This window comes from Modestobacter sp. VKM Ac-2978 (assembly GCF_026968025.1).
GTDB lineage: Bacteria > Actinomycetota > Actinomycetes > Mycobacteriales > Geodermatophilaceae > Modestobacter.
Map to the genome: position 1 here is coordinate 583,424 of NZ_JAPVBP010000003.1, position 24,690 is coordinate 608,113.

Below are 24,690 nucleotides of genomic sequence, written 5' to 3' on the forward strand. Positions count from 1 at the left end.
CTGATCTCAGCCCCGGCGGCGGGCCTTGCGCCACTCGTTGACCAGCAGCGCGACCCCGGCCCCGACCAGGATGACCCAGGCGATGCCGCCGCCGAACCAGGCGAGGTCCAGGTCCACCCCGGCCATCAGCAGCACCGCCACCAGGATGAACAGCACCCCGGCCACCAGTGCCCCCGGGTCGATGTCGCGTCGGCGGTCGGAGGAGTCGCCGGGGGAGGCGGTGGAGCTGCCGGTCGTGCTCTGCGGGAACACCTCGGTGTCCTGCCGTCCGTAGGGGTCGTGCTCAGCCACGGGACACCTCCACGTCGCCCAGTCCGGAGTCGATCATGATCTCGAACTCCGGCTCGGAGTCCCCGGACCACTCGTCCGTTCCCACACCGGGGAAGAAGCCGCTCGTCACGCTGTCGCCGAACAGGTCGGTCTCGCCGATCCCCTGGACGACGTCCAGCTCCACGTCGGCGGAGAAGGGCACGATCACCTCGATGTCGCCGATCCCGGACTCGATCCGGGTGGTGATCGGGGAGTCCAGGTCGTCGAGGTCGACGTCGCGCAGGTCCAGCAGCAGGTCGCCGGCGCCGTTCTCGTAGTCCGACTGCACGGCGGCGGCCGACGCCGGCCGCCAGGTGCGGTCGCCCATCCCGCCGGACGGGACGTCGACGGTCGAGGCGATCGCCAGCGCCACGGAGAGCACCAGGCCCAGCCCGATGAGCCCGCCCTTGGCGCCCCGGCCGATCCCGGTCAGCGCGCCGACCACCAGGCCGACGCCGACGACGAGGAGGGCGATGCCCAGGACGCCGCGGGCGCCCAGCTCCACGTCGGTGAACTGGTCCAGCAGCACCGCGATGCCAGCGATGATCAGCAGCGCCGCGACCGTCACGCCGGGCACCGGCGAACGCGGGCCGGTGCGGGCCTGGTCCGGGACACCGGGCTGGCCGGGCGGCGCCGCGGGGGCGGCCGGCATGAGCAGCCACAGCAGCACGTAGATGATCAGGCCGCTGCCGCCGGCGAGGGTCAGCGCGATGGCGCCCACCCGCCACAGCAGGGCGTCCACACCGGTGTAGTCGGCCAGGCCGCCGGCGACGCCGCCGATCACCCGGTCCGTGCGGCTGCGGCGCAGCGGCGGACGCGCCACCGGGCCCGGTGGCGGCGGAGGCGGCCACGAGCCCGGTGGCTGCTCGGCCGCCGGGGGCGGGGCGGAGGGAGGGAGTGCTGAGGTCATGCCACGAGCCTGCCGACTCCGATCGCCTCGCGGTATCAGGGAACCCCCTGGACCGACCCTGATCCGCGACGGTCGCCCTGCCTCCGGGTGATCACCGGTGTGCGTGGCGCGGGGACGATGACACCATCGGTGTCGTGACCACCAGCACCGCGCCGACGGCCGGGCATCCCGCCCCGGCCGCGGCTCGGCTCCCCGACGGCCGCCCGGCCCGTCCCCCGCTGGCGCGGCCGGCCGGCGACCGGCTGCTGGCCGGGGTGGTCGCCGGCACCGCCGCACACCTGCGCCTGGACCCGCTCGTGGTGCGGGTCGTCGTGGTCGGGCTGGCGTTCACCGGGGTCGGCGTCGTCGCCTATGCGCTGCTCTGGCTGACCATGCCGGTCGCCGACCCGTCCGGGGAGGACGACCCGACTGCCGTGATCGGGCAGCGCCCCAGCCGCCGCCAGATGATCCTGCTGGCGCTGCTGTCCTTCGTCGTCTTCGGGCTGGTCTCCCAGCTGCTCACCTTCGGCGGCTACGACGTCGTCCTGCCGCTGGTGCTCGCCGGGATCGGGCTGGCGCTGATCTGGCGGCAGACCGAGACCGACGCCTCGCTCTCCCGAAGCGCCAGTCGCTGGGGGCTGGCCGCCGGCGTCGTCGTCGGCGTGGTCGGGGTGGTGCTGCTGCTGGCCACCACCGGGCAGCTGGCCAACGCGCGCAACGGCTTCACCGCCACCGTGGTGATCCTGGTCGGCCTGACGCTGGCGACCGCCCCGCTGTGGCGCCGGCTGCTGGACCAGCGCGCGACCGAGCGGGCTGCCCGGATCCGCTCCGAGGAGCGTGCCGCGGTCGCCGCCCACCTGCACGACTCGGTGCTGCAGACCCTCGCGCTGATCCAGCGGCACGCGGCCGACCCCACGGTGGTGAACCGGCTGGCCCGCAGCCAGGAGCGGGAGCTGCGGGCCTGGCTGTACGAGCCGACCGTCGCCACCGGCGGCACCTGGGCCGGGCTGGTCGCCCGGCTGGTGGCCGAGGTGGAGGCCGACCACGCCGTCACCGTCGAGCCCGTCGTCGTCGGTGACCTGCCCGTCGACGACGCGGTCGCCACTCTCGGCCAGGCCGCTCGGGAGGCGGTGGTCAACGCGGCGAAGCACTCGGGGGCGTCGTCGGTCTCGCTGTACAGCGAGGTGACGCCGGGCTCGGTGACGGTCTTCGTCCGGGACCGCGGGACCGGGTTCGACCCCGCCGCCGTGCCGGGCGACCGGCGCGGACTGCGCGACTCGGTGGTGGGGCGGCTGACCCGGCTGGACGGCACGGCGACGGTGCGGTCCGCGCCGGGAGAGGGGACCGAGGTGGAGCTCTGCCTCCCACGTGCGCAGATGGAGGCGTCGCTGTGAACCGCACCCGGGTCTTCCTCGTCGACGACCACGCGATGGTCCGCGCCGGCGTGCGCGCCGAGCTGGGCGAGGAGGTCGAGGTGGTCGGCGAGGCAGCCGACGTCCCGACCGCGGTGACCGGCATCCGGGCCAGCACACCGGACGTCGTCCTGCTCGACGTGCACCTGCCCGGCGGGGGTGGCCACGCCGTCCTCGAGTCGCTGCGCACGGAGCTGCCCGAGACCCGGTGGCTGGCGCTGTCGGTCTCCGACGCCGCCGAGGACGTCATCGCCGTCATCCGGGCCGGGGCCCGCGGGTACGTCACCAAGACGATCTCCGGGGTCGACCTGCGCGACGCGGTGCGCCGGGTCGCCGAGGACGACGTCGTCTTCAGCCCCCGGCTGGCCGGCTTCGTGCTGGACGCCTTCTCCGCCGGCCCCGCCGCACCGGTCCCCGCCGAGGACCCGGCCACCGACCCGGGCCTGGACCTGCTGTCGGCCCGCGAGCGTGAGGTGATGCAGCTGCTGGCCCGCGGCTACACCTACCGCGAGATCGGCGGGCGGCTGTTCATCTCGGTGAAGACGGTGGAGTCGCACGCCTCCAACGTGCTGCGCAAGCTGCAGCTGTCCAACCGCAACGAGCTCACCCGCTGGGCGGCCACGAACCGCCTGCTGTGAGGCCCCGCCCCCGCGGCTCGCCCCGGGCGCGCGAGGACGGGGGCCTCCGTCAGCGGAAGTGGCTCTTCTGGATCACGCCGTGCACCCCGACGGTGCGGTCCACCACCTGGGACACCTCGAAGTCCGCGGCCGCCGACAGGTAGGCGTAGGCGACCGCCCGGTCCATGCCGAGGTCGTGCTGCAGGAAGTCCAGCGCGTTGACCACGGCCCGCCGGCTGGCGACGTCCAGGTCACTGCCCTGCCCGTTGCGGGAGCCGTCGGGGTCGGAGAGGCCGATCGGCACCCAGGCGTCCGGCGTCTCCCCGAAGGGGTACCGGAAGGCGACCGACGGTGCGTCGCCGGATCCCGGGCGGCAGACGGTGAGCCGGTAGGTGATCCGGAGCGACCCCTCCATCGCGGTGAGGGCCACCTCGCCGTTGCCCATCGACATGTGCGGGTCGCCGGTGGAGAACAGGGCGCCCTCGGCGACCACCGGCACGTAGAAGGCGGACCCGACGTTGAGGTGCTTCACGTCGATGTTGCCGCCGCCGACGGTCGGCGGGATCGAGTTCACCAACGGGTCGTTCAGCTGCGGGGCGTCGCCGACCGTGGCGACCGCCATCAGCCCGGCGAAGGGGTCCAGCGGCCAGCTGACCTCGCCGCTCGTGCCCACCGGGAGGTGGGCGGTGGGGATGCCGCGACGTCCCAGGCGGACCGGGGTGAAGACCGAGACGTTGCCGTACTGGGCCGGGTCCCCGGTGGCACGGCCGTCCGGCGTCTGCGGCATCGTCTCGGCGGGGCTGATCCCGGCGTCGGGGGAGAACTGGACGGCGAGCGCGCCCTTGCCGTGCCGGCTGGAGATGACGCCGTACGGCACCCGGGGCCAGGCCGACAACGGCTCGATCTTCAGCACGTCACCGGGGGCCGCTCCCTCGACGTACACCGGGCCGGTGACCACGTGCGGGCCGTCGACGTCGAAGTCCCGCGGGTGCCGGCCGTAACCGGCCGCGATGGCGACGGCGTCGTCCAGCACGTGCTCGCGGGGGACGCCCTGGGCGGCGAACCACGCCGCCGGGTCGCGGCCCTGGTCCTCCAGCAGCCCCTCGTGGCTCACCGTGTCGATGGTGATCGTCTGCCCGGAACGCATCCGGGCGATCGGTGCGTCGGTGGTGCGGGGCAGGTAGCCCCAGTAGACCTCGTCGACGCGGGACGGCAGGTACACGTCCCCGTCGATGGGGCCGGTGCCCGGCTGGAGGACCTGCCGGGGCAGCTTGCCCCGGTACCGCCCGGTCGCGGCGGCCGGCGATGCCGTGGCGACGCCGCTGGCCATGACGGCGCTGGTGGCGAGAGCGGCCTGGACGAAGGCGCGGCGGCCGAGCCCGCGCTCCAGCAGTGCGGCGGCGGTCGCCGGCTCCGGTTGCTCGTGGGGTGCGTCGGTCATCGTGTTCTCCCGGTGCCGGAGGGGGCGGACCGGAAGAGGTGTACGTGAGCTGTGTTACTGCTGTGTGGCCAGGAGTCCGGCACGTTCCAGGCCGGTGTCCGAACCGGTGTCGGTCACGCTGTGTGCACGATCTGGAACGCTTCGGCGAGGCGGTCGTCGGGCAGGCCGTGGGCACGCGCGTTCTGCCGCATCCAGCCGGTCAGGAACTCCGCCAGCTGGCCCTCGGGCCAGTGCGAGACCTGGCTGACGTGCGAGCGCAGCGCGGCGAGCTTGCGGTCGAGCACGTCGGTCACGTCCACGGCGTGGTCCGAGCGGGGGCCGCCGCCCAGCCACACCTCCGACACCGTCCAGGCCTCCAGGCCCTCATCGGCCAGCAGCTCGGGGAAGGCGAAGGGGTTGCGGGCGTCGGGGTACACCGCGCGCAACGTGGACTCGCCCACGGTCATGTGGTCGGGGTGGCTGGCGCCGATCCGCTCCCAGAAGCGCTCGGGTGAGCTGGTGAGCACCCGCTGCGGCCGCACCTGGCGGATCACCCGGCTGATGTCGCGACGCAGGTCCAGGGTGGGCTCGAGCCGTCCGTCCGGGTACCCGAGGAACCGGACGTCGGTGACACCGACCGCCGCGGCCGCGGCTCGCTGCTCCTCGCGGCGCAACGGGCCCATCTGGTCGCGCGGGGTCTCGTCGAAGCCCCCGGCGTCCCCGTCGGTCACCATGCAGTAGGTGACCTCGGTGCCCGCCGCCGTCCATGTGGCGACCGTGCCGGCGCTGCCGAAGTCGACGTCGTCGGGGTGGGCGAGCACGCACAGGGCGCGCTCGACGTGTTCGGCCGGGTGCTGGGGAACGGGCATCACAGCGACATCACCCGGCGCAGCCTAGGTGGCTCGTCCTGTGTCCGCGGGGTCAGCCGGATGAGCTGGTCTCCTGGAGCCGGTCGGATCAGGTCAGTGGTGGCACCAGGAGGGGGTGCGCGGCAGCGGGGTGCGGCGGGATGACCAGGCGCTGGCCGGGGACGCCGGTGACGACCCGGTTGCGTCCGGCGTCCTTCGCCGCGTAGAGCGCCGCATCGGCCGCCCGCAGCAGCTCAGGCAGCGAGGCCTGCGCAGCGGGAGCGCTCACCGCGCCGGCGGAGACGGTGACCCGGAGCCCGGCCACCGGGGTGTCGGCGACCGCCGCCCGCATCCGCTCGGCGACCCGTTGTGCACCGGCGGCGTCCCGGCCGGGGAGCAGGACGACGAACTCCTCTCCGCCGACCCGATAGGCGACGTCGGTGCTGCGCAGGCCGGTGCGCAGCCGGTCGGCCAGCTCCTGCAGGACGGCATCGCCGCGCGCGTGCCCGTACGTGTCGTTGACGGACTTGAAGTGGTCGACGTCGCACATCACCAGGGCGAGCGACCCACCGGTGGCGGCTTCTCGCTCCTGGGCCTGGACGAACCTGTCGGCGAGGGTCAGCCGGTTGTACAGCCCGGTCATGGGATCGAGCACGGCCCCGTCGCGCGAGTGCAGGTCCGCGGACGCCAGGTACCGGGCTGCCGTCGTCAGGCAGAGGAGCACGGTGCCGAATGCGACGAGGCCGACCGTGCTCGGGGCGGCGGGGACGGCTGGCAAGGTGTCGGCGAAGAGCACGGCGAGTCCGGCGAACAGGAAGGTGAGCGCCGCGCCGGTGGCCAGCACCGGTGGGCGGAAGCACACCGCCTGGCTGAACAGCGGGATGGTCAGCAGGACCAGGTAGGGGCTGGTGGCCCCGCCGGTGAGCAGGACCACGACGGCCAGGTTCAGCTGGAGCAGCAGGACGGCGGCGGCGACCACCGGCTCCGACGGGCGTCGCAGCCGGCGCTGGACCACCACGGCGCCGAGCATGGTCAGCCCCCCGGCGAGGAAGAGGGCGACCAGCGGCAGGCCGAACCAGGGGACACCGACGACCTTGGCCACCGAGACCGCGCCGCCGAACACGTACGGGCGCCGGAAACGCAGGTACATGTCGGCGAACCGGGTCCGGTCCTGTGCGTCACCGCGCAGCCACCGCATCGCGCGGGACCCGGCGGGAGGAGGTCTCACCCCACCTGGATCGGTCGTGCGCGACCGGTCGTTGAACATCCCGCGCGGGGCTCAACCCGATCGGGGGACCGGTGGGGTCAGAGCCGGCCGCGGCCCTGGCGCAGCAGCATCATCCCGAGGGTCGAGCCGTCCGGGCCGAGGGCGTCGCGGAAGCGGGCGAGCACCCGCTGCTCGCGGGACAGCGACAGCCGCATGCCGCCCGTGGCGGTGCGCAGCGCGCCGATCTCCTGGGAGACGGCCAGCCGACGCTGGACCAGCTCGATGATCTGCGCGTCGCAGGCGTCGATCTCGGCGCGCAGTGCGTCGATGTGCTCGGCCGGGTCGGCAGGGTCCTCGGTGGGGACGCTAGGGGAGAGGGTGCTGCTCATCGGGTCCTCCGGGGCGGGGATGAGGCCATCGGACCCGGGACACAGAAAACGCCCCGGGGCCTTGGGCCCGGGGCGTCGTGTGCGGTGGCTGATCAGCCAGCGAGTACGGACACCGGAACCCGGTGGCCGTAGGAAAACTCGCGATGCGTCAGCACGCCGAGGAGTCTGTCACACGGCCGACCGCGTGGCCAGGTCGCGCCGTCCCGGGGCGACACGCGGGACCCCCGGAGCTGTCGGTGCCCCGGCTTAGAGTGGCGGGGTCATGAACAGCCCCCAGCACACCCTCCCCGGCACCGCCGCGCTCCCCCGGCAGACCTCCGGCCAGATCGGCCGCGAGCTCGACCGGATGCTCGCCGGCCTGAACGGCCCGCAGCGGGAGGCCACGGTGCACGAGGGCAGTCCGCTGCTCATCGTCGCCGGCGCCGGGTCGGGCAAGACGCGGGTGCTCACCCACCGCATCGCCTACCTGCTCGGTGCCCGCGGCGTGCAGCCCGGCGAGATCATGGCGATCACCTTCACCAACAAGGCCGCCGGCGAGATGAAGGAGCGCGTCGCCGCCCTCGTCGGCCCGCGGGCCCGGGCGATGTGGGTGTCCACGTTCCACTCGATGTGCGTGCGCATCCTGCGCGCCGAGGCCGCCAAGCTCGGCATGAAGAGCTCGTTCACCATCTACGACCAGGGCGACTCGGTCCGGCTGATGACGATGGTCGCCCGCGACCTGGACCTCGACGCCAAGCGGTATCCCGGTCGCAGCCTGGCCAACCAGGTCTCGAACCTGAAGAACGAGCTCGTGGACGAGGAGTCCTACGCCCCGCAGACGGCGCCGGAGAAGGTGCTGAAGGAGGCGTACACCCTCTACCAGCGGCGGCTGCGCGAGGCGCACGCGATGGACTTCGACGACCTGATCATGACCACGGTGCACCTGCTCCAGGCCTTCCCCGACGTGGCCGAGCACTACCGCCGCCGGTTCCGGCACGTGCTGGTCGACGAGTACCAGGACACCAACCACGCCCAGTACGTGCTGGTCCGCGAGCTGGTCGGCACGCACGGTGGCCCGGTGCCACCGGCCGAGCTGTGTGTCGTCGGGGACGCCGACCAGTCGATCTACGCCTTCCGCGGCGCGACGATCCGCAACATCGACGAGTTCGAGCGCGACTACCCCGACGCCACGACCATCGTGCTGGAGCAGAACTACCGCTCCACCCAGCGCATCCTGCGCGCGGCCAACCAGGTGATCGCCCGCAACACCGCCCGCCGTCCCAAGAACCTGTGGTCCGACGCCGGTGACGGCGAGCTGATCGAGGGCTACGTCGCCGACAACGAGCACGACGAGGCGGCCTGGGTCGCCGAGCAGATCGACGCCCTCACCGACGAGGGCAAGGCGCAACCCAAGGACATCGCGATCTTCTACCGCACCAACAACGCCTCCCGGGTGTTCGAGGAGGTGTTCATCCGGGTCGGCATGCCCTACAAGGTCGTCGGCGGGGTGCGCTTCTACGAGCGCCGGGAGGTCCGGGACGCGGTCGCCTACCTGAAGGTGGTCGCGAACCCGGCCGACGTGGTGAGCCTGCGGCGGGTGCTGAACACCCCCAAGCGCGGCATCGGCGAGCGGGCCGAGGCGTGCGTCGAGCGGTTCGCCGACCGCGAGCGGATCCCGTTCGCCAGCGCGCTGCGCCGGTGCTCGGAGGTCGGTGACCTGGCCACCCGGTCGCTCAAGGCGATCCAGGAGTTCGTCGCGCTGCTGGAGGAGTTCGAGCAGCTGGTCGAGACCGGATCGGGCCCGGCGGCGCTGCTGGAGAGCGTGCTGGACCGCACCGGCTACCTCGCCGAGCTGGAGGCCAGCACCGACCCGCAGGACGAGGGACGGGTCGACAACCTCAACGAGCTCATCTCGGTGGCCGCCGAGTTCGAGGCGGCCAACCCCGGGGGCACCGTCACCGAGTTCCTCGAGCAGGTCTCGCTGGTCGCCGACGCCGACCAGATCCCGGTCAGCGGCGACGAGGCCGGCGTGGTCACCCTGATGACCCTGCACACCGCCAAGGGCCTGGAGTTCCCGGTGGTCTTCCTCACCGGCCTGGAGGACGGCGTCTTCCCGCACCTGCGGGCCCTCGGTGACCCGCGGGAGCTGGAGGAGGAGCGGCGGCTGGCCTACGTGGGCATCACCCGGGCGCGGCAGCGGCTGTTCCTCTCCCGGGCGACCGTGCGCACCAGCTGGGGGCAGCCGGCCTACAACCCGCCGTCCCGGTTCCTCGACGAGCTGCCGTCCGACGCCGTCCACTGGGAGCGGCTGGAGCCGGCGCCCAGCAAGCCGATGAGCTCCGCCCAGGCCCGGGTCGCCTCGACCGGGTTGTCGACCGGGGGCCTGCGCGGCGGTGCGGGCAACCGGGCGGTGATCAGCGTCGACGTCGGCGACCGGGTCAGCCACGACGCCTTCGGGCTCGGCACGGTGGTCGAGATCAACGGCGCCGGTGACAAGGCGCAGGCCACGGTCGACTTCGGCTCCGGCGGCACCAAGCGGCTCGTGCTGCGGTACGCCCCGCTCGTCAAGCTCTGAGGCGCGTCCCCGCTGCAAGGGGCCCGTGGGTCAGGGCTGTTCGTCGCCCTCGAAGCCGATCAGCCAGTGGACGCCGAAGCGGTCGACCACCTGGCCGTCGGAGGCGCCCCAGGGGCGCCGCTGCAGGTCCTCCACGACCCGCCCACCCGCCGACAGGCCGGTGAACCACCTGCGCAGGGTGGCCGGGGCGGCGACCCCCAGCAGCGACCACATCAGTCCCGCAGACCGGAAGGCCTGCTCGTCGCCGGCCGCGTCGGCGGCGAACAGGGCGACCGGTGAGTCCACCAGGTACCCGTGGGCCACGGCGTCGGCCGGGCCGTCCTCGCGCCCGAAGTCGGCGAAGGAGTGCGCGGCGAACCCGCAGCCGAAGACGGCCGCGTAGGAGGCCAGCGCCTCACGCGCGGTACCGGGCAGGTGCAGGTACGGAGTCGGGGCGGTCATGCCCGGCAGCGTAGGGACGTCGGCGGTGCCTCAGCCGACGGAGAGGCCCCGCTCGGCGAGCCAGTCCTCGGGGTCGATCGGCTTGCCGTTCATCCCACCGCGGTGGATCTCGAAGTGCAGGTGCGGCCCGGTCGACTGGCCCTGGTTGCCGACCTTGGCGATCTGCTCGCCGGCCGAGACGACGTCGCCGGCCGCCACGTCGTAGTAGCGCATGTGCCCGTAGATCTGGACGTTCCCGTCGGCGTCCTGGATGTACACGGCGTTGCCGTAGCCCGACGCCGGGCCGGCGCGCAGCACGACCCCGTCGGCGGCAGCGAAGATCGGGGTTCCGAGCGGGGCAGCGAGGTCCAGACCCCAGTGCATGGTGCCCCAGCGCTGGCAGAAGCAGGTGGTCAGCCGCCCGGCGGTGGGGACGACGAAGTCCGGTTCGCGGGCGGCCCGGGAGGCGGCGATCTCGCTCAGCCGGGCCTGGGCCTCCGCCTGGCTGATCTCCCCGCGCGCGCCCTCGACGTCCACGCCGCCGGCGAAGCTGGCATCGGCCAGACCCAGCCCGTAGTCCACCCCAGAGGCCACCGGCGCGGGCTCCGGGTCACTGAGTCCGCCCAGCAGCGAGGTCGCCAGGGCGCCGGCGACGGCGACGGCCAGCAGCGCGGGTGCCCGGCGCCGCGGCGGGCGGGGGAACGCGCGTCGTGCGACGTCGTCCGGGGGGCTCGCGGGGGTCTCGTCGGGTCCCGCCGTGGCGCGGGCGGCGGTGCTCGGGTCGGCGTCCTGGGTGGCCGCCCACTCGCGGTCCCAGTCCCAGTCGCCGTCGAAGTCGTCGGCCCAGTCGCCGGACGGGTCGGTCGGGGCGACGGCGGGGACGATCTCGGACTGCGTGCGGCCCACGAGTGTTCGCATACGGGACAACGGGCACCTCCCGGGCAGCACGCCGCGGGGAGCCGGGCGTCGTCGAGCACCAGCGGGCCGCGCGGGGCGGCGGGTGCTGGCACTGCGGTTCGGTGACGCCGGTGGAAATCCCATCGGTGTCATTCGCGACGCTACGGAGGGGCGATGGGTGGTTCAACGATCTGACAGCGCGTGTCGACACCACAAACGATGAGTGACGACACCCGCACTTGGCAGGTGTTGTCGTCGTGGTCAGGCGGCAGCGGCGGGAGGGTCCGCCTCGGCGCTGCGCAGGCCGGCCAGGGTCGCGGCGACCTCGTCGACCACGCCCCGGTGGATCGGCAGCGACATGTGCCCGACGCCCGGTACGAGCACGTTGCGGGCCCGGAGATCGGGGTGCTCGCATCGCCCGGCCGACGACGGCACGACCATCTGGTCCAGGTCGCTGTAGACCGCCGTCACGCGGGTGCGGCACTGCGGCGCCGGGGCGGCGAGCTCCTGGAACAGGTCCGACCCCGGCCGCAGCTGGCGCACCAGGCGGGTGGGTAGGACGTGCGCCCACCGGCTCCCGCCGTGCGGCGTCCCGAGGGTCACCAGGGACTCCACCCGCGCATCGCCGCCCAGGCGCTGCACGAGGTACCGGGCGACCAGCCCGCCGAGACTGTGACCGACCACGTGCACCCGGTCGTGGCCGGTCGCCCGGCAGACCTCCTCGATGTGCTGGCCCAGTGCCTCGGCGGCGCTCTCCACGTCGCGCAGGAGCGGGCTGTAGTTCCAGGTGCAGACCTGGGCGAAGCCGCGCCGGCGGAGGCTGCGGCGCATCACCGTGAACACCGACCGGTTGTCGATCAGCCCGTGGACCAGCACGACGGGGATCCGGGCCGCGAGGGGGTCGGCGGCGAACAGGGCGCGGACGGCGGCGGGCTGCGCGCCGGGGCGGTAGCTCCCGTCCGGGCGCAGCCGCTCGGTGCGGGTGCCCAGGGGGTAGAGCAGGGTGTGAGCGCCGACCCAGGCCAGCTCGGTGAGGCTGCCGGTGAGCGCACCCGGGGAGACCAGTCGCCGGAGGCCGGTGCGGCGCGGGAGTGTCGGCGCCGCGGGGACGTCGCTCCGTGCTCCCGCGCGCGGGGCGTGCCAGGCTGGTGCGGAGGGCAGGACGGGCTCGTGCACGCCGTTCCCCCTCCCGTCCGCCTCGGCACCGCGCCGGGCGGCGCGCCATGAGCAGTGGTGTGCTCGGTTCAGGGGACCGTAATGCCCCGTTGTGTTGAACGTCATACAACTGTCACGCGACACGCGCTCGCGGCCAGAGAGCTCGATCCGGAGGAGAACCCCAGTGCCCGCCCGTGACCGCGACCCCGCCCGCACCGGCGAGCCAGGCCGGCCTGCCGCCGCGCGCACCCCCGCGGCCCGCCGCTCCGGAGGCTCCCGGGCCGGTGCCACCGCGCCGTCCACCCCCGGCCCCGACCAGCTCGTCGTCGGAGCGGTCCCGGTGCTGGCCCGGATCTGCGGGGTGCTGCTCCTGCTCGCCGGACTGGCCGGCGCAGCGGCGGTCTTCCCGACCTACCTCGTGGTCGGGGGGATCGCGGTGACCCCGGTGCAGGGGGCGCTGGACGCCGTCGTCTCCCTCGTGGCGCCGGTCGCCTCGATCGCCGTGGGCGCCGGGCTGGCTCTCGGGCGGGTGCCTCGACTCGGCCTGGCCTACGCGGCGGTCACCGGTGCGCTGGCCGTGGGCCGGCTGCTCATCGAGCTCCACCGGGGGCAGGGGTCGACCACCCGGCCGGCGGTCGAGGTGCTGGCCGGCGAGCTGGTGCTCACCAGCTCGGTGGAGACCGCCACCGGCTGGGTGCTCGGGGTCCTCGCCCTGAGCCTCGCCGTCCTCGCCGGCCTGACCGCCTTCGCCGCCTGGAGCCGCACCGTGATGGAGGACGGCGGGGCGCTGGACCCGCTGCGGCCGGTGCTCGCCGGCTCGGCGGCGCTCCTCGGCGTCGCAGCGGTGCTGGCCCTGGCGCTGCCGGCGGCCGACGTCCCGGACCGGGTGGTGACCGACCCGTTGACCGGGCTGGAGGTCGTCGTGGACCAGGAGGGGCCGCAGGCGCTGTTGGAGCGGCCGGGGCTGGCCCTGCTGGGCGGGCTGCTGCTGGCCGGCGCACTCGTGCTGTCCGCCGTCGTCGCGCCGTCGTTGCGGCCCCGGCTCGCCGCCGTCGGTGGCCTGCTCGCCGTCGCCGTCTTCCTGCTGGACAGCGCGCTGACCGGGCTCCGCGACGCCTGGTCCAGTCCCGACCTGGAGTGGACCGTGCCGGGCGCCGGCCTGCTGGTGCTGGCCCTCGGCGCGGTGGGGCTCACCCTGCTGGCCTGGCGCTGGCGGCGCGGTTCCCCCGCTCGGGGGTGACGTGGGCCACCCTTGCGCCCCTAGAGTCGCGGTCGTGGCAGCTGAGCGCATTCGAGTCGTGATCGCCAAGCCGGGCCTCGACGGCCATGACCGGGGCGCCAAGATCGTGGCCCGGGCGCTCCGCGACGCCGGCATGGAGGTCGTCTACACCGGGCTGCACCAGACGCCGGAGCAGATCGTGGACACCGTCGTCCAGGAGGACGCCGACGCGGTCGGCCTCTCGGTGCTCTCCGGCGCCCACATGACGCTGTTCCGGCGGCTCGCCGAGCTGCTCCGCGAGCGGGACGTCGACGACGTCGTCGTCTTCGGGGGCGGGATCATCCCCGACGCCGACCTGCCCGAGCTGGCCCAGCTCGGGGTGGCCCGGGTGTTCACCCCGGGCGCGAACACCGAGGAGATCGTGGGCTGGGTCCGGGACCACGTGGGCGTCTCCGCCGAGGCCTGACCGCCTCGTCCGGCACCCGCTCAGCGGAAGAGACGGGTGAGACGTCCCCCTCGGTCGGAGGGCACCTGACGCAGGCGCCCCGGTGGCGGGCTACGGTCCTTGCTCGTGGATCTCTTCGAGTACCAGGCCCGTGACCTGTTGGCCTCGCACGGCGTGCCCGTGCTCCCCGGCGGCGTAGCCGAGACGCCCGAGGAGGCGGAGGCGATCGCCCGCGAGATCTCCGCCCCGGTCGTCGTGAAGGCGCAGGTGAAGGTCGGCGGCCGCGGGAAGGCCGGCGGCGTGAAGCTGGCCGACGACCCTGAGGCCGCCAAGGCGCGGGCCCAGGACATCCTCGGGCTGGACATCAAGGGGCACATCACCCACCGGGTGATGGTCGCCCAGGCCAGCGACATCGCCGAGGAGTACTACTTCTCCTACCTGCTCGACCGCTCCAACCGCACCTTCCTCGCCATGGCCTCGGTCGAGGGCGGCGTGGAGATCGAGACGCTCGCCGTCGAGCGCCCGGAGGCGCTGGCCCGGGTCCCCGTCGACGCCTCGATCGGTGTCGACGCCCAGAAGGCCGCCGAGATCGTCGACGCCGCCGGCTTCCCGGCCGAGGTCCGCGACCAGGTGATCGCCATCGCCGTCCAGCTGTGGGACGTCTTCAGCAAGGAGGACGCCACCCTGGTCGAGATCAACCCGCTGGCCAAGGCGCCCGACGGCACCGTGCTCGCCCTGGACGCCAAGGTCACCCTGGACGAGAACGCCTCCTTCCGGCACGGCGAGCACGACGCCCTCGAGGACTCCGCCGCCGCCGACCCGCTGGAGGCCGCGGCCAAGGAGAAGGGCCTCAACTACGTCAAGCTGGACGGCCAGGTCGGCATCATCGGCAACGGCGCCGGCCTGGTCATGAGCACGCTGGACGTCGTCGCCTACGCCGGTGAGGAGTTCGGCGGCGTCCGCCCGGCCAACTTCCTGGACATCGGCGGTGGCGCCTCCGCCCAGGTGATGGCCGACGGGCTGGGCGTCATCCTGTCCGACCCGGCCGTGAAGAGCGTCTTCGTCAACGTCTTCGGCGGGATCACCGCCTGCGACGCCGTCGCCGACGGCATCGTCTCGGCGCTGGGCCTGCTCGGCGACGAGGCCACCAAGCCGCTGGTCGTGCGGCTGGACGGCAACAACGTGGAGGAGGGCCGGCGGATCCTCGCCGAGGCCGCCCACCCCCTGGTGACCGTGGTCGACACCATGGACGGCGCCGCCCGCCGCGCCGCCGAGCTCGCCGCTTCCTGACCGCCCCGCTTCGAACAGGACACCAGACAGATGTCGATCTTCCTCACCGAGAACAGCAAGGTCATCGTCCAGGGCATCACCGGATCCGAGGGCCGCAAGCACACTGCGCGGATGCTCGCCTCCGGCACCGCCGTCGTCGGTGGCGTGAACCCCAGCAAGGCCGGCCAGTCCGTCGACTTCGACGGCACGACCGTCCCCGTCTTCGGCTCCGTCGCCGACGCGATGAAGGAGACCGGGGCCGACGTCACCGTCGTCTTCGTGCCGCCGAAGTTCGCCAAGGACGCCGTCCTCGAGGCCGTCGACGCGCAGATCGGGATGGCCGTGGTCATCACCGAGGGCATCCCCGTGCACGACTCGACCTACTTCTGGGCGCACGCCCAGGGCGGCTCGACCCGGATCATCGGCCCGAACTGCCCCGGCCTGATCAGCCCCGGGCGGTCCAACGCCGGCATCATCCCGGCGAACATCACCCAGGCCGGCAAGATCGGGCTGGTCAGCAAGTCCGGCACGCTGACCTACCAGATGATGTACGAGCTCCGGGACATCGGCTTCTCCACCGCCGTCGGCATCGGCGGTGACCCGGTCATCGGGACGACGCACATCGACTGCCTCCAGGCGTTCCAGGACGACCCGGAGACCGAGGCGATCGTGATGATCGGCGAGATCGGCGGCGACGCCGAGGAGCGCGCCGCGGACTTCATCAAGGCCAACGTGACCAAGCCGGTCGTCGGCTACGTCGCCGGCTTCACCGCCCCCGAGGGCAAGACGATGGGCCACGCCGGCGCCATCGTCTCCGGCTCGGCCGGCACGGCCGCCGCCAAGCAGGAGGCCCTCGAGGCCGCCGGCGTGAAGGTCGGCAAGACCCCGTCGGAGGCCGCCCGCCTCATGCGGGAGATCGTCGGCGGCTGACGGAGGACCCCGTCCTCCCCGGGACGGAGCCGAACTGCACCGCTGCTGCCCGGCCTCTCTGCGGAGGGTGCCGGGCAGCGGCGTGCCCGGGGTGCCCGTCGGCGCCGGGACGGCGGAGACTCGCGGGTGCCCGCCCGTACCCGACCGTCCACGCACGAGGAGCGCACGATGACGTCGAGTGGTCCCGAGCCGGCCTGGGCGCCACCGCCCCCGCCGGCGGGCGTCCGCGGGTTCGACCGGAGCCGGCTGACGACGGTGGACCTCCTGGTGGCCGGGGGAGCCGTCCTCTACCTGCTCGTCGGTCTGCTCCCGTGGGCCTCGGTCACCCTCGACTTCGCCGGCCGGATCACGGCCAGCGGGTACGAGTTCTCCGCGCTGGTCGTGCTGAGCGCGCTGTTGCTGCTCGGCGCGGGAGCGTGGGCGGTGTTCCCGGCCGTCCGCCCGGACCGGGCCGGTCTCCTGCGCGCCGCACCGGCCGTCGTCCTGGCCGCGTTCGCGCTGCTGTGCACGCTCATCGCGTGGCTGCGGAGCCTCGACTACGGCTTCCAGTTCCCCGCTCTGCTGGGCGTCCTCGTCGCCGCCGCCGTGACCGTGCTGGCCGCGTCGTCCCTGCTGCCCGGGCTCCGCGCGTGGTCCGGCCAGCAGGCCGGCCCGGCCGGGGCGCCCGCCGGGAGCCGGCCCGGTGAGGGCCAGCCGCTGCAGCACGGGGGGCCGCTGGGCGGGCCGCCGCAGTACGGCCGACCGCACTACGGACAGCCGACGGGCTGGGGACAGCCGCCGTACGGACAGCCGGACCACGGACAGCCGCAGTACGGGCAGCCTGCCGAGCCCTGGCAGCCGCCGGTCGGTCCCGACCGACCACGGCCTGCACCTGACCACTGACCCCGTGCCACGGCCGGGACCGTGACTTGAGTCGCCCCGGCGCGTGCGCCGGGCCAGGCCCGGTGTGCCTTGCGACAGTGGAGGGGTGACCTCCGTGCGGACGCGCCTGCCCTCCGTCGGGCCGGGGGAGCGTCGCACCCGGTTGACCGGCGTCCTGGCCGTGGCCGCAGCACTGGCCGTGTCGGTCCTGGGACTGACCGGTCTGACCCTCGCCGTCGTCGTCGTCCAGACCCTGGACCCCGACGGTGGGCTGCCGCTGACGGCCTCCGCGCGGGTGGCCGGTCAGCTGTGGCTGCTCGCGCAGGGCGCGGAGCTCCAGCTGTCCTCGGGCCCGTTGCGACTCGCGCCGCTGGCGGTGACCGCGGGGATCGCCTGGGGGATCAGCCGGGCAGCAGGGTCGGTGGCGGCTCTCCGGCGGTCGCGCACCGCAGGGGGAGCGGCGGTGGTGCTGGCGGTCGTCGTCGCCGTCCACGTCGCCCTCACCGCCGGCCTGGCGCTGGTCGTCGAGGCCCCGGGTGCCTCGGTCGCCCTGCCGCGTGCGGTGCTGGGAGCCGGCGTCGTCGCACTCGTCGCCGGCGGGCTGGGGGTGCTGCGCGACTCGGGCCTGGGTGTGGAGCTGGTCGACCGGTTCCCCGGTCCCGGCCGGGTGGTCCTGCGCGCGGTGGCCGCCGGGACCCTGGCGCTGGCCGCCTGCTGCACCGCGGTGGTCGCGGTGGCCCTCGTCCACGACGTGGCCGGGCTCGGCCGGGTCATCACCGGCCTCGGCGGCGCCGGTGCCGGAGCCGCCGGGCAGGTGGGGCTGAGCCTGCTGCTGCTGCCCAACGCCGTGGCCGCGGTGATGGGCCTCGCCGCCGGCCCCGGCTTCCTGGTGGGCGCCGGGACGTTCGTGTCCACCAGCGGGGTGACGCTGGGCAGCGTGCCGGCCCTGCCGCTGCTCGCCGCGCTGCCCGACACGCAGGCGGTGCCGCTGCTGGCCTTCCTCTCCCAGGCCCTGCCCGCGGTGGCCGGCCTGGTCACGGGTGCGGTGGTCGGTCGTCGACTCGGGGACGACGACGGCGGCACGGTGATCGCTGCGCTGTGGGGCGTCGTCGCCGGGCTGGGTGTCGGGGTCTGCGCCGGGCTGTGGGTGCTGGTCGCCGGCGGCCGGCTCGGTGACGCGGCGCTGGCCGAGGTGGGTGCGCCGGCGCTCGCCACGGGGCTGGCGATCGCCGCCCAGGCAGCTCTCGCCGCCGCCGTGGCCGCCGCCGTCTGCCGCTGGCGCTCGCGGGGCTGACCCCGGCCGCGGTCGGACTCGTCCGAGGTGACGGCTAGGGTTGGCAAGCGTGTCCGCCGACGCGACCGCCGTCCCGCGGTCTGGCCCCGATCGGGCCCGCGTCGTGGTCCTGCTGTCCGGCGCCGGCACGCTGTGCGCCGCGCTGCTGGCCGCCACCGCCACGCCCGGGTACCCCGCCGAGGTCGTCGCCGTCGGCTCCGACCGCGCCGACGCCCCCGGGCTGGCGCACGGGCGCAACGCCGGCGTCCCCACCTTCGTCACCGCCCTGCGCGACGCCCCCGACCGGGCCGGCTGGGACGCTGCGCTGGCCGCGGAGCTGGCCCGCCACCGGCCGGACTGGGTCGTCTGCGCCGGCTTCATGAAGCTGCTGGGCCCCGCCGTCCTGGGCGCGTTCGGTGGCCGGGTGGTCAACACCCACCCGGCGCTGCTGCCGGCCTTCCCCGGCGCCCACGCCGTCCGGGACGCCCTGGCCGCCGGCGTCACCACCACCGGCGCGACCGTCCACCTCGTCGACTCGGGTGTCGACACCGGCCCGGTGCTGGCCCAGCGCCCGGTGCCGGTGCTGCCCGGGGACGACGAGGAGCGCCTGCACGAACGGATCAAGGACGTGGAGCGGGAGCTCCTGGTGCAGACCCTGGCCGGCCTCGTGGTCCAGGCCGCCGGACTGCCCCCCACCGACGCACCGACACAGGAGAGCACCCGATGAGCGACCGCACCCCCGTCCGCCGCGCCCTGCTCGGGGTCTACGACAAGAACGGCGTCGAGGAGCTGGCCCGTGGGCTGGTCGACGCCGGGGTGGAGCTGGTCAGCACCGGCGCCACCGCTGCCCGGATCGCCGCCGCCGGCCTGCCGGTCACCCCGGTCGAGCAGGTCACCGGCTTCCCCGAGTGCCTGGACGGGCGGGTGAAGACGCTGCACCCGGCGGTGCACGCCGGGATCCTCGCCGACCGCCGCCGGCCGGAGCACGTCGCCCAGCTCGACGAGCTGGGCATCGCCGCGTTCGACCTGGTCGTGGTGAACCTCTACCCGTTCAGCGACACGGTGGCCTCCGGCGCATCGCCCGACGAGTGCATCGAGCAGATCGACATCGGCGGCCCGGCGATGGTGCGCGCCTCGGCGAAGAACCACCCCTCGGTCGCCGTCGTCGTCGACCCGGGCCGCTACGACGAGGTGGTCGAGGCGGTCGCGGCCGGCGGGTTCACCCTGGCGCAGCGCCGGGAGCTGGCGGCCGAGGCGTTCCGGCACACCGCCGCCTACGACGTCGCCGTCGCCTCGTGGATGGGCAACGTGCTCGCCCCGGACGACGCGAGCGGCTTCCCCGAGTGGGTCGGCGGGAGCTGGGAGCGCACCGAGGTCCTCCGCTACGGCGAGAACCCGCACCAGGGCGCGGCGCTGTACCGCAGCGGGCAGTCGGGGCTGGCCGACGCCGAGCAGCTGCACGGCAAGCAGATGTCCTACAACAACTACGTCGACACCGACGCCGCCTGGCGGGCCGCGCACGACCACGCCGACCCGTGCGTGGCGATCATCAAGCACGCCAACCCCTGCGGGATCGCCGTCGGGGCCGACATCGCCGCCGCCCACCGCAAGGCACACGCCTGCGACCCGGTCTCCGCCTTCGGTGGCGTGATCGCGGCCAACCGTGAGGTCGACCTGACCCTGGCCGAGCAGATCTCCGAGGTCTTCACCGAGGTCGTCGTCGCCCCGTCGTTCACCGAGGACGCCCTCGGCGTGCTGACCGCGAAGAAGAACATCCGGCTGCTGCGCATGCCCGAGGCCCCCCGGCTGTCGGTGGAGCTGCGCGCCATCAGCGGCGGGCTGCTGCTGCAGACCGCCGACCGGATCGACGCCCCGGGCGACGACCCGACCAGCTGGACGCTGGCCGCCGGTGCACCGCTGGACGCCGCCGGGCTGGACGACCTGGTGTTCGCCTGGCGGTCGGTGCGTGCGGTGAAGAGCAACGCCATCCTGCTCGCCGCCGACAAGGCCACCGTCGGGGTCGGCATGGGGCAGGTCAACCGGGTCGACTCCGCCCGGCTCGCGGTGGCCCGGGCAGGGGAGCGGGCCACCGGCTCGGTCGCCGCCTCCGACGCGTTCTTCCCGTTCGCCGACGGGCTGCAGGTCCTGCTGGACGCCGGTGTGCGGGCAGTGGTGCAGCCGGGCGGGTCGGTGCGGGACGAGGAGGTCGTCGCCGCCGCGCAGGCCGCCGGGGTGACGCTCTACCTCACCGGCACCCGCCACTTCGCGCATTGATGGAGGACCCGCAACCGCCGGAGCCGGACACGGTCTGGGAGGACGAGGACCTCGCGGGCGTGGACTGGGACTGGGTCCGGCTGGAGCGGGTCACGTTCATCGACTGTCGGTTCGACGACGCCTCGATGGCGGAGCTGGTCACCAGCCGGTGCGTGTTCGAGCGCTGCGTCCTCACCGGCGCCGCACTGTCGGGCTCCCGGCACGAGGGGACGGCGTTCCTCTCCTGCCGGTTCGACCGGGCGAAGCTCTCCAACGTCACCTGGACCGGCTGCAAGCTGACCGGTTCGCAGTTCCCCGGTGCCACGATGCGGCCGATGACCTCGGAGGAGTCCGACTGGTCCTACGTGTCGCTGCGGGGCGTCGACCTGTCCGGCGTCGACCTGGCCGGCCAGAAGCTGACCGAGGCCGACCTCACCGACACCGACCTGACCGACGCCGACCTGACCCGGGCCGACCTCCGGCGGGCGCGGCTGCAGTCCACCCTGCTGCGTGGGGCGGACCTGCGCGGAGCCGAGACCGACGGCGTCAACTGGCAGGGGTTCGACCCCACCGGGGTCCGGCTGGACCTGGTGCAGGCGGTGCTGTTCACCCGCGCCCACGGCGCCCTGGTGGCCGACTGAGGGCTGCAGTCGGCCGGGGCGTCACCCACCCGGACGGCCGGTCGGGCAGCGGCTGGTCACGTCGAGCCCAGGGGGCGGGCGCATCGGGCAGACTGCACCACGTGGCAGCGACGACTCTCGACGGCAAGGCGACCGCGGCGACGATCCGGGCGGAGCTGACCGAGCGGGTGGCCGCCCTGGCCGCGGCCGGGCGGCGGCCGGGGCTGGGCACCCTGCTGGTCGGCGACGACCCGGGCAGCCGCTGGTACGTCGGCGCCAAGCACTCCGACTGCGCGCAGGTCGGCATCGCCAGCATCCAGCGGGAGCTGCCGGCCACCGCCGACCTCGCCGAGGTGCTCGCCGTCGTCGACGAGCTCAACGCCGACCCGGCCTGCACCGGCTACATCGTGCAGCTGCCCCTGCCGCGCGGCATCGACGAGAGCGTCGTGCTCGAGCGGATCGACCCGGCCAAGGACGCCGACGGCCTCCATCCGGTCAACCTCGGCCGGCTCGTGCTCAACGTCCCCGGGGCGCTGCCCTGCACGCCGGTCGGGATCGTCGAGCTGCTCCGCCGCTTCGACGTGCCGCTGGCCGGTGCGGAGGTGGTCGTGGTCGGCCGCGGCATCACCGTCGGCCGGCCCCTGGGCCTGCTGCTCACCCGGCGCACCGAGAACGCGACCGTGACCCTCTGCCACACCGGCACCCGGGACCTGGCCGCGCACACCCGCGCGGCCGACGTCGTCGTCGCGGCGGCCGGCGTCCCGGGGCTGATCACCGCCGACATGGTCAAGCCGGGGGCGGCCGTGCTGGACGTGGGGGTCAGCCGGGTCGAGGGCAAGATCGCCGGCGACGTCGCCGCGGACGTGCGGGAGGTGGCCGGCTTCGTGGCCCCCAACCCCGGTGGCGTCGGCCCGATGACCCGGGCGATGCTGCTGGCCAACGTCGTCCTCGCCGCCGAGCAGGCGGCCGGGCTCGAGGTGCTGACGGCATGAGCCGGCGCGCCGGCGCGCCGGCGCCCGACCGGTCGCCGCTCTACCTGCGCCGACCGCTGCTGGCCGGCTTCCTCCGGCAGTGGCCGCTGCTGGCCGTCATCGTCATCGCCGGGGTGGGCTTGCTGCTCGTCGCCGGTGACCGGTGGCGTCAGGGGCTGGTCGTGATGGGGCTCGCCCTGGTCGCCGCAGCCGCGCTGCGGTTGCTGCTCCCGTTGCGTCGCATCGGCTTCCTCGCCGTCCGCAGCCAGCGCGTCGACGTCGCCCTGACGGGGTGCGCCGGCGTCGCGCTGGTGCTCATGGCACTGAACATCCCGCCGTCCTGACCAGCCCGGAGCGGCCCCCGCATGGCCGGACGACGCCGTGCCGGGCTAGGTTGGCGGGCATGGCAGATCGGGCCCGGAACAGCAAGGTGACCGTGGTAGGTGCCGGCTTCTACGGCTCGACGACCGCGTTGCGGCTGGCGGAGTACGACGTGTTCGAGACGGTCGTGCTCACCGACATCGTGGAGGGCAAGCCCGAGGGGCTGGCGCTGGACATCAACCAGTCGCGCCCGATCGAGGGCTTCGAGACCCAGGTCGTGGGGGTCGGCGGCGGCTCCTACGCGGGCACCGAGGGCTCCGACGTCGTGGTCATCACCGCCGGGCTGCCGCGCAAGCCCGGCATGAGCCGGATGGACCTCATCGAGACCAACGCCGGCATCGTCCGCCAGGTCGCCGAGAACGTCGCGCAGACCTCTCCGGACGCCGTGGTCATCGTCGTGTCCAACCCGCTGGACGAGATGACCGCGCTGGCGCAGCTGGCCACCGGGTTCCCGAAGGCCCGCGTCATGGGCCAGGCCGGGATGCTGGACACCGCGCGGTTCAGCAACAACGTCGCCGAGGAGCTCGGCGTCCCGGTCGGCTCGGTGCGCACGCTGACGCTCGGTTCGCACGGCGACACGATGGTCCCGGTGCCCTCCCGCTGCACCGTCGACGGCAAGCCGCTGTCCGACGTGCTGGCCGCCGACCGGATCGCCCACCTGGTCGACCGCACCCGCAACGGCGGGGCCGAGGTCGTGGCGTTGCTGAAGACCGGCTCCGCCTACTACGCGCCGTCGGCCGCGGCCGCCCGGATGGCCCGCGCCGTGATCGAGGACAGCGGCGCCGTGCTGCCGGTGTGTGCCTGGGTCGACGGCGAGTACGGGATCTCGGGGGTCTACCTGGGGGTCGAGGCCGAGATCGGCCGGGAAGGTGTCCGGAAGGTCGTCGAAGGCGACCTCTCCGACAGTGAGCTGGCCGGCCTGCGCGAGGCCGCCGAGGCGGTACGCGCGAAGCAGGCCGACGTAGCCGACCTCTGAGGAAGGACCCCGCTGCCCCCCACCGCTCGCACGCGCGCGGCGGGGCCCTGCAGCGGGGCCATGAGCGCACAAAGGAGAACGACGTGAGCAAGATCAAGGTCGAGGGCAAGGTCGTCGAGCTCGACGGCGACGAGATGACCCGGATCATCTGGCAGTTCATCAAGGACCAGCTGATCCTCCCGTACCTGGACGTCGACCTGGAGTACTACGACCTCGGGATGGAGAACCGCGACGCGACCGACGACCAGGTCACGGTCGACGCGGCCAACGCGATCAAGCAGCACGGCGTGGGCGTCAAGTGCGCCACCATCACCCCGGACGAGGCGCGGGTCGAGGAGTTCGGCCTGAAGAAGATGTGGCGCTCCCCGAACGGGACGATCCGCAACATCCTCGGCGGCGTGATCTTCCGCGAGCCGATCATCATGGAGAACGTGCCGCGGCTGGTGCCGGGCTGGACGAAGCCGATCATCATCGGCCGCCACGCCTTCGGCGACCAGTACCGGGCCACCGACTTCACGTTCCCCTCCGCGGGCACGCTGAAGGTCGTCTTCACCCCCGAGGACGGCGGCGAGCCGATCGAGCGCGAGGTCTTCCAGGCCCCCGGCGCCGGCGTCTCGCTGTCGATGTACAACCTCGACGAGTCGATCCGCGACTTCGCCCGGGCCTCGCTGAACTACGGGCTCAACCGCGGCTACCCGGTCTACCTCTCCACGAAGAACACGATCCTGAAGGCCTACGACGGTCGGTTCAAGGACATCTTCGAGGAGGTCTTCCAGGCCGAGTTCAAGGAGCAGTTCGACGCGGCCGGGATCACCTACGAGCACCGGCTCATCGACGACATGGTCGCCGCCTCCCTCAAGTGGGAGGGCGGCTACGTCTGGGCCTGCAAGAACTACGACGGTGACGTGCAGTCCGACACCGTGGCCCAGGGCTTCGGCTCGCTCGGCCTGATGACGTCGGTGCTGGCCACCCCGGACGGCAAGACCGTCGAGGCCGAGGCCGCGCACGGCACGGTCACCCGGCACTACCGCCAGCACCAGCAGGGCAAGGAGACCTCGACGAACCCGATCGCGTCGATCTTCGCCTGGACCCGGGGCCTGGCCCACCGCGGTGTGCTCGACGGCACCCCCGAGGTGACCCGGTTCGCCGAGACCCTCGAGCGGGTCTGTGTCGAGACCGTCGAGAGCGGCCAGATGACCAAGGACCTGGCGCTGCTGATCTCCAAGGACGCCCCGTGGCTGACCACCCAGGACTTCCTGGCGGCCATCGACAGCAACCTGCAGAAGGCCATGGCCTGACGACAGCTGTCGTAGCTCAGAACGGCCCCCGCGACCTCTGGTCGCGGGGGCCGTTCTGCGTCGTGGTGCGGTGCCGA

25 protein-coding genes are annotated in these 24,690 nt (G+C 73.9%); 16 read left to right on the plus strand and 9 right to left on the minus strand.

What is annotated here, in order from left to right; translation table 11 throughout:
* Positions 1–6 precede the first annotated feature (6 nt).
* Positions 7–291 (minus strand): hypothetical protein, encoded by a 285-nt coding sequence (locus O2W53_RS10560; RefSeq protein WP_269162972.1) that lies wholly within the window; start codon positions 289–291, stop codon positions 7–9.
* Positions 284–1,219, minus strand: a complete 936-nt coding sequence (locus O2W53_RS10565; protein ID WP_269162973.1) for a PspC domain-containing protein — start codon at positions 1,217–1,219, stop codon at positions 284–286. Before O2W53_RS10565 ends, O2W53_RS10560 begins: the two co-directional genes overlap by 8 nt.
* 134 nt (positions 1,220–1,353) lie before the next feature.
* Here O2W53_RS10565 and O2W53_RS10570 point away from each other — a divergent pair, with 134 nt between their 5' ends.
* Positions 1,354–2,592 (plus strand): ATP-binding protein, encoded by a 1,239-nt coding sequence (locus O2W53_RS10570; protein WP_269162974.1) that lies wholly within the window; start codon positions 1,354–1,356, stop codon positions 2,590–2,592.
* Positions 2,589–3,248 carry a response regulator gene (locus O2W53_RS10575; protein ID WP_269162975.1) on the plus strand — a complete coding sequence of 220 codons (660 nt, stop codon included), beginning with the start codon at positions 2,589–2,591 and terminating at the stop codon, positions 3,246–3,248. The genes O2W53_RS10570 and O2W53_RS10575 overlap by 4 nt, the downstream gene beginning before the upstream one ends.
* A gap of 49 nt (positions 3,249–3,297) precedes the next feature.
* Here O2W53_RS10575 and O2W53_RS10580 read toward each other — a convergent pair whose 3' ends face one another.
* From O2W53_RS10580 to O2W53_RS10595, 4 genes are all read right to left on the minus strand, one after another.
* A complete protein-coding gene (locus tag O2W53_RS10580) occupies positions 3,298–4,668 on the minus strand; it encodes an acetamidase/formamidase family protein (RefSeq protein WP_269162976.1) in 1,371 nt (456 codons plus the stop codon).
* A gap of 113 nt (positions 4,669–4,781) precedes the next feature.
* Positions 4,782–5,516, minus strand: coding sequence for a PIG-L deacetylase family protein (locus O2W53_RS10585; RefSeq protein WP_269162977.1), 735 nt, complete (start codon positions 5,514–5,516; stop codon positions 4,782–4,784).
* A gap of 88 nt (positions 5,517–5,604) precedes the next feature.
* Entirely contained in the window at positions 5,605–6,723 is a 1,119-nt protein-coding gene (locus O2W53_RS10590) for a GGDEF domain-containing protein (RefSeq protein ID WP_269162978.1), read from the minus strand.
* Positions 6,724–6,800: 77 nt separating this feature from the next.
* Complete coding sequence (locus tag O2W53_RS10595; RefSeq protein ID WP_269162979.1) at positions 6,801–7,091, minus strand: chorismate mutase; 291 nt, start codon at positions 7,089–7,091, stop codon at positions 6,801–6,803.
* 262 nt (positions 7,092–7,353) lie between these two features.
* On the opposite strand from O2W53_RS10595, the gene pcrA reads away from it, so the two are divergent.
* Positions 7,354–9,645: a DNA helicase PcrA gene (pcrA, locus tag O2W53_RS10600; RefSeq protein ID WP_269162980.1), complete on the plus strand. Its 2,292-nt coding sequence runs from the start codon at positions 7,354–7,356 to the stop codon at positions 9,643–9,645.
* 30 nt (positions 9,646–9,675) lie between these two features.
* On the opposite strand, the gene O2W53_RS10605 is transcribed toward pcrA, so the two are convergent.
* From O2W53_RS10605 to O2W53_RS10615, 3 genes are all read right to left on the minus strand, one after another.
* Positions 9,676–10,086 (minus strand): VOC family protein, encoded by a 411-nt coding sequence (locus O2W53_RS10605; RefSeq protein WP_269162981.1) that lies wholly within the window; start codon positions 10,084–10,086, stop codon positions 9,676–9,678.
* A 30-nt stretch (positions 10,087–10,116) separates the two neighbouring features.
* Positions 10,117–10,971 (minus strand): M23 family metallopeptidase, encoded by an 855-nt coding sequence (locus tag O2W53_RS10610; RefSeq protein WP_269162982.1) that lies wholly within the window; start codon positions 10,969–10,971, stop codon positions 10,117–10,119.
* A gap of 252 nt (positions 10,972–11,223) precedes the next feature.
* Positions 11,224–12,138 carry an esterase/lipase family protein gene (locus tag O2W53_RS10615; RefSeq protein ID WP_269162983.1) on the minus strand — a complete coding sequence of 305 codons (915 nt, stop codon included), beginning with the start codon at positions 12,136–12,138 and terminating at the stop codon, positions 11,224–11,226.
* A gap of 163 nt (positions 12,139–12,301) precedes the next feature.
* Here O2W53_RS10615 and O2W53_RS10620 point away from each other — a divergent pair, with 163 nt between their 5' ends.
* From O2W53_RS10620 to O2W53_RS10680, 13 genes are all read left to right on the plus strand, one after another.
* On the plus strand, positions 12,302–13,357 hold the full coding sequence (locus O2W53_RS10620; protein WP_269162984.1) for a hypothetical protein: 1,056 nt from the start codon (positions 12,302–12,304) through the stop codon (positions 13,355–13,357).
* A gap of 34 nt (positions 13,358–13,391) precedes the next feature.
* On the plus strand, positions 13,392–13,802 hold the full coding sequence (locus O2W53_RS10625) for a cobalamin B12-binding domain-containing protein (RefSeq protein WP_269162985.1): 411 nt from the start codon (positions 13,392–13,394) through the stop codon (positions 13,800–13,802).
* 105 nt (positions 13,803–13,907) lie between these two features.
* Positions 13,908–15,071, plus strand: a complete 1,164-nt coding sequence (gene sucC, locus O2W53_RS10630; protein WP_164699872.1) for an ADP-forming succinate--CoA ligase subunit beta — start codon at positions 13,908–13,910, stop codon at positions 15,069–15,071.
* A gap of 30 nt (positions 15,072–15,101) precedes the next feature.
* Complete coding sequence (gene sucD, locus O2W53_RS10635; RefSeq protein ID WP_036334175.1) at positions 15,102–15,980, plus strand: succinate--CoA ligase subunit alpha; 879 nt, start codon at positions 15,102–15,104, stop codon at positions 15,978–15,980.
* Positions 15,981–16,148: 168 nt separating this feature from the next.
* On the plus strand, positions 16,149–16,862 hold the full coding sequence (locus O2W53_RS10640) for a hypothetical protein (protein ID WP_269162987.1): 714 nt from the start codon (positions 16,149–16,151) through the stop codon (positions 16,860–16,862).
* A gap of 85 nt (positions 16,863–16,947) precedes the next feature.
* A complete protein-coding gene (locus O2W53_RS10645) occupies positions 16,948–18,135 on the plus strand; it encodes a cell division protein PerM (protein WP_269162988.1) in 1,188 nt (395 codons plus the stop codon).
* A gap of 49 nt (positions 18,136–18,184) precedes the next feature.
* The gene (gene purN / locus O2W53_RS10650; protein ID WP_269162989.1) at positions 18,185–18,841 is read left to right on the plus strand and encodes a phosphoribosylglycinamide formyltransferase; all 657 of its coding nucleotides are present in this window, start codon (positions 18,185–18,187) and stop codon (positions 18,839–18,841) included.
* Complete coding sequence (gene purH, locus O2W53_RS10655; RefSeq protein WP_269162990.1) at positions 18,838–20,388, plus strand: bifunctional phosphoribosylaminoimidazolecarboxamide formyltransferase/IMP cyclohydrolase; 1,551 nt, start codon at positions 18,838–18,840, stop codon at positions 20,386–20,388. Before purN ends, purH begins: the two co-directional genes overlap by 4 nt.
* Positions 20,388–21,008, plus strand: a complete 621-nt coding sequence (locus tag O2W53_RS10660; RefSeq protein WP_269162991.1) for a pentapeptide repeat-containing protein — start codon at positions 20,388–20,390, stop codon at positions 21,006–21,008. The genes purH and O2W53_RS10660 overlap by 1 nt, the downstream gene beginning before the upstream one ends.
* A gap of 101 nt (positions 21,009–21,109) precedes the next feature.
* Entirely contained in the window at positions 21,110–21,979 is an 870-nt protein-coding gene (locus O2W53_RS10665; RefSeq protein WP_269162992.1) for a bifunctional methylenetetrahydrofolate dehydrogenase/methenyltetrahydrofolate cyclohydrolase, read from the plus strand.
* A complete protein-coding gene (locus O2W53_RS10670) occupies positions 21,976–22,302 on the plus strand; it encodes a DUF3017 domain-containing protein (protein ID WP_269162993.1) in 327 nt (108 codons plus the stop codon). Before O2W53_RS10665 ends, O2W53_RS10670 begins: the two co-directional genes overlap by 4 nt.
* A gap of 59 nt (positions 22,303–22,361) precedes the next feature.
* Positions 22,362–23,315: a malate dehydrogenase gene (gene mdh / locus O2W53_RS10675; protein WP_269162994.1), complete on the plus strand. Its 954-nt coding sequence runs from the start codon at positions 22,362–22,364 to the stop codon at positions 23,313–23,315.
* Positions 23,316–23,398: 83 nt separating this feature from the next.
* Complete coding sequence (locus tag O2W53_RS10680; RefSeq protein ID WP_269162995.1) at positions 23,399–24,613, plus strand: NADP-dependent isocitrate dehydrogenase; 1,215 nt, start codon at positions 23,399–23,401, stop codon at positions 24,611–24,613.
* Positions 24,614–24,690 lie beyond the last annotated feature (77 nt).

Coding starts and splice junctions, on each gene's coding strand:
- O2W53_RS10565 (WP_269162973.1), bottom strand. CDS start 1,219: ATGACCTCAGCACTCCCTCCCTCCGCCCCGCCCCCGGCGGCCGAGCAG.
- O2W53_RS10580 (WP_269162976.1), bottom strand. CDS start 4,668: ATGACCGACGCACCCCACGAGCAACCGGAGCCGGCGACCGCCGCCGCA.
- O2W53_RS10585 (WP_269162977.1), bottom strand. CDS start 5,516: ATGCCCGTTCCCCAGCACCCGGCCGAACACGTCGAGCGCGCCCTGTGC.
- O2W53_RS10595 (WP_269162979.1), bottom strand. CDS start 7,091: ATGAGCAGCACCCTCTCCCCTAGCGTCCCCACCGAGGACCCTGCCGAC.
- pcrA (WP_269162980.1), top strand. CDS start 7,354: ATGAACAGCCCCCAGCACACCCTCCCCGGCACCGCCGCGCTCCCCCGG.
- O2W53_RS10605 (WP_269162981.1), bottom strand. CDS start 10,086: ATGACCGCCCCGACTCCGTACCTGCACCTGCCCGGTACCGCGCGTGAG.
- sucD (WP_036334175.1), top strand. CDS start 15,102: ATGTCGATCTTCCTCACCGAGAACAGCAAGGTCATCGTCCAGGGCATC.
- O2W53_RS10640 (WP_269162987.1), top strand. CDS start 16,149: ATGACGTCGAGTGGTCCCGAGCCGGCCTGGGCGCCACCGCCCCCGCCG.
- purH (WP_269162990.1), top strand. CDS start 18,838: ATGAGCGACCGCACCCCCGTCCGCCGCGCCCTGCTCGGGGTCTACGAC.
- O2W53_RS10660 (WP_269162991.1), top strand. CDS start 20,388: ATGGAGGACCCGCAACCGCCGGAGCCGGACACGGTCTGGGAGGACGAG.
- O2W53_RS10670 (WP_269162993.1), top strand. CDS start 21,976: ATGAGCCGGCGCGCCGGCGCGCCGGCGCCCGACCGGTCGCCGCTCTAC.
- mdh (WP_269162994.1), top strand. CDS start 22,362: ATGGCAGATCGGGCCCGGAACAGCAAGGTGACCGTGGTAGGTGCCGGC.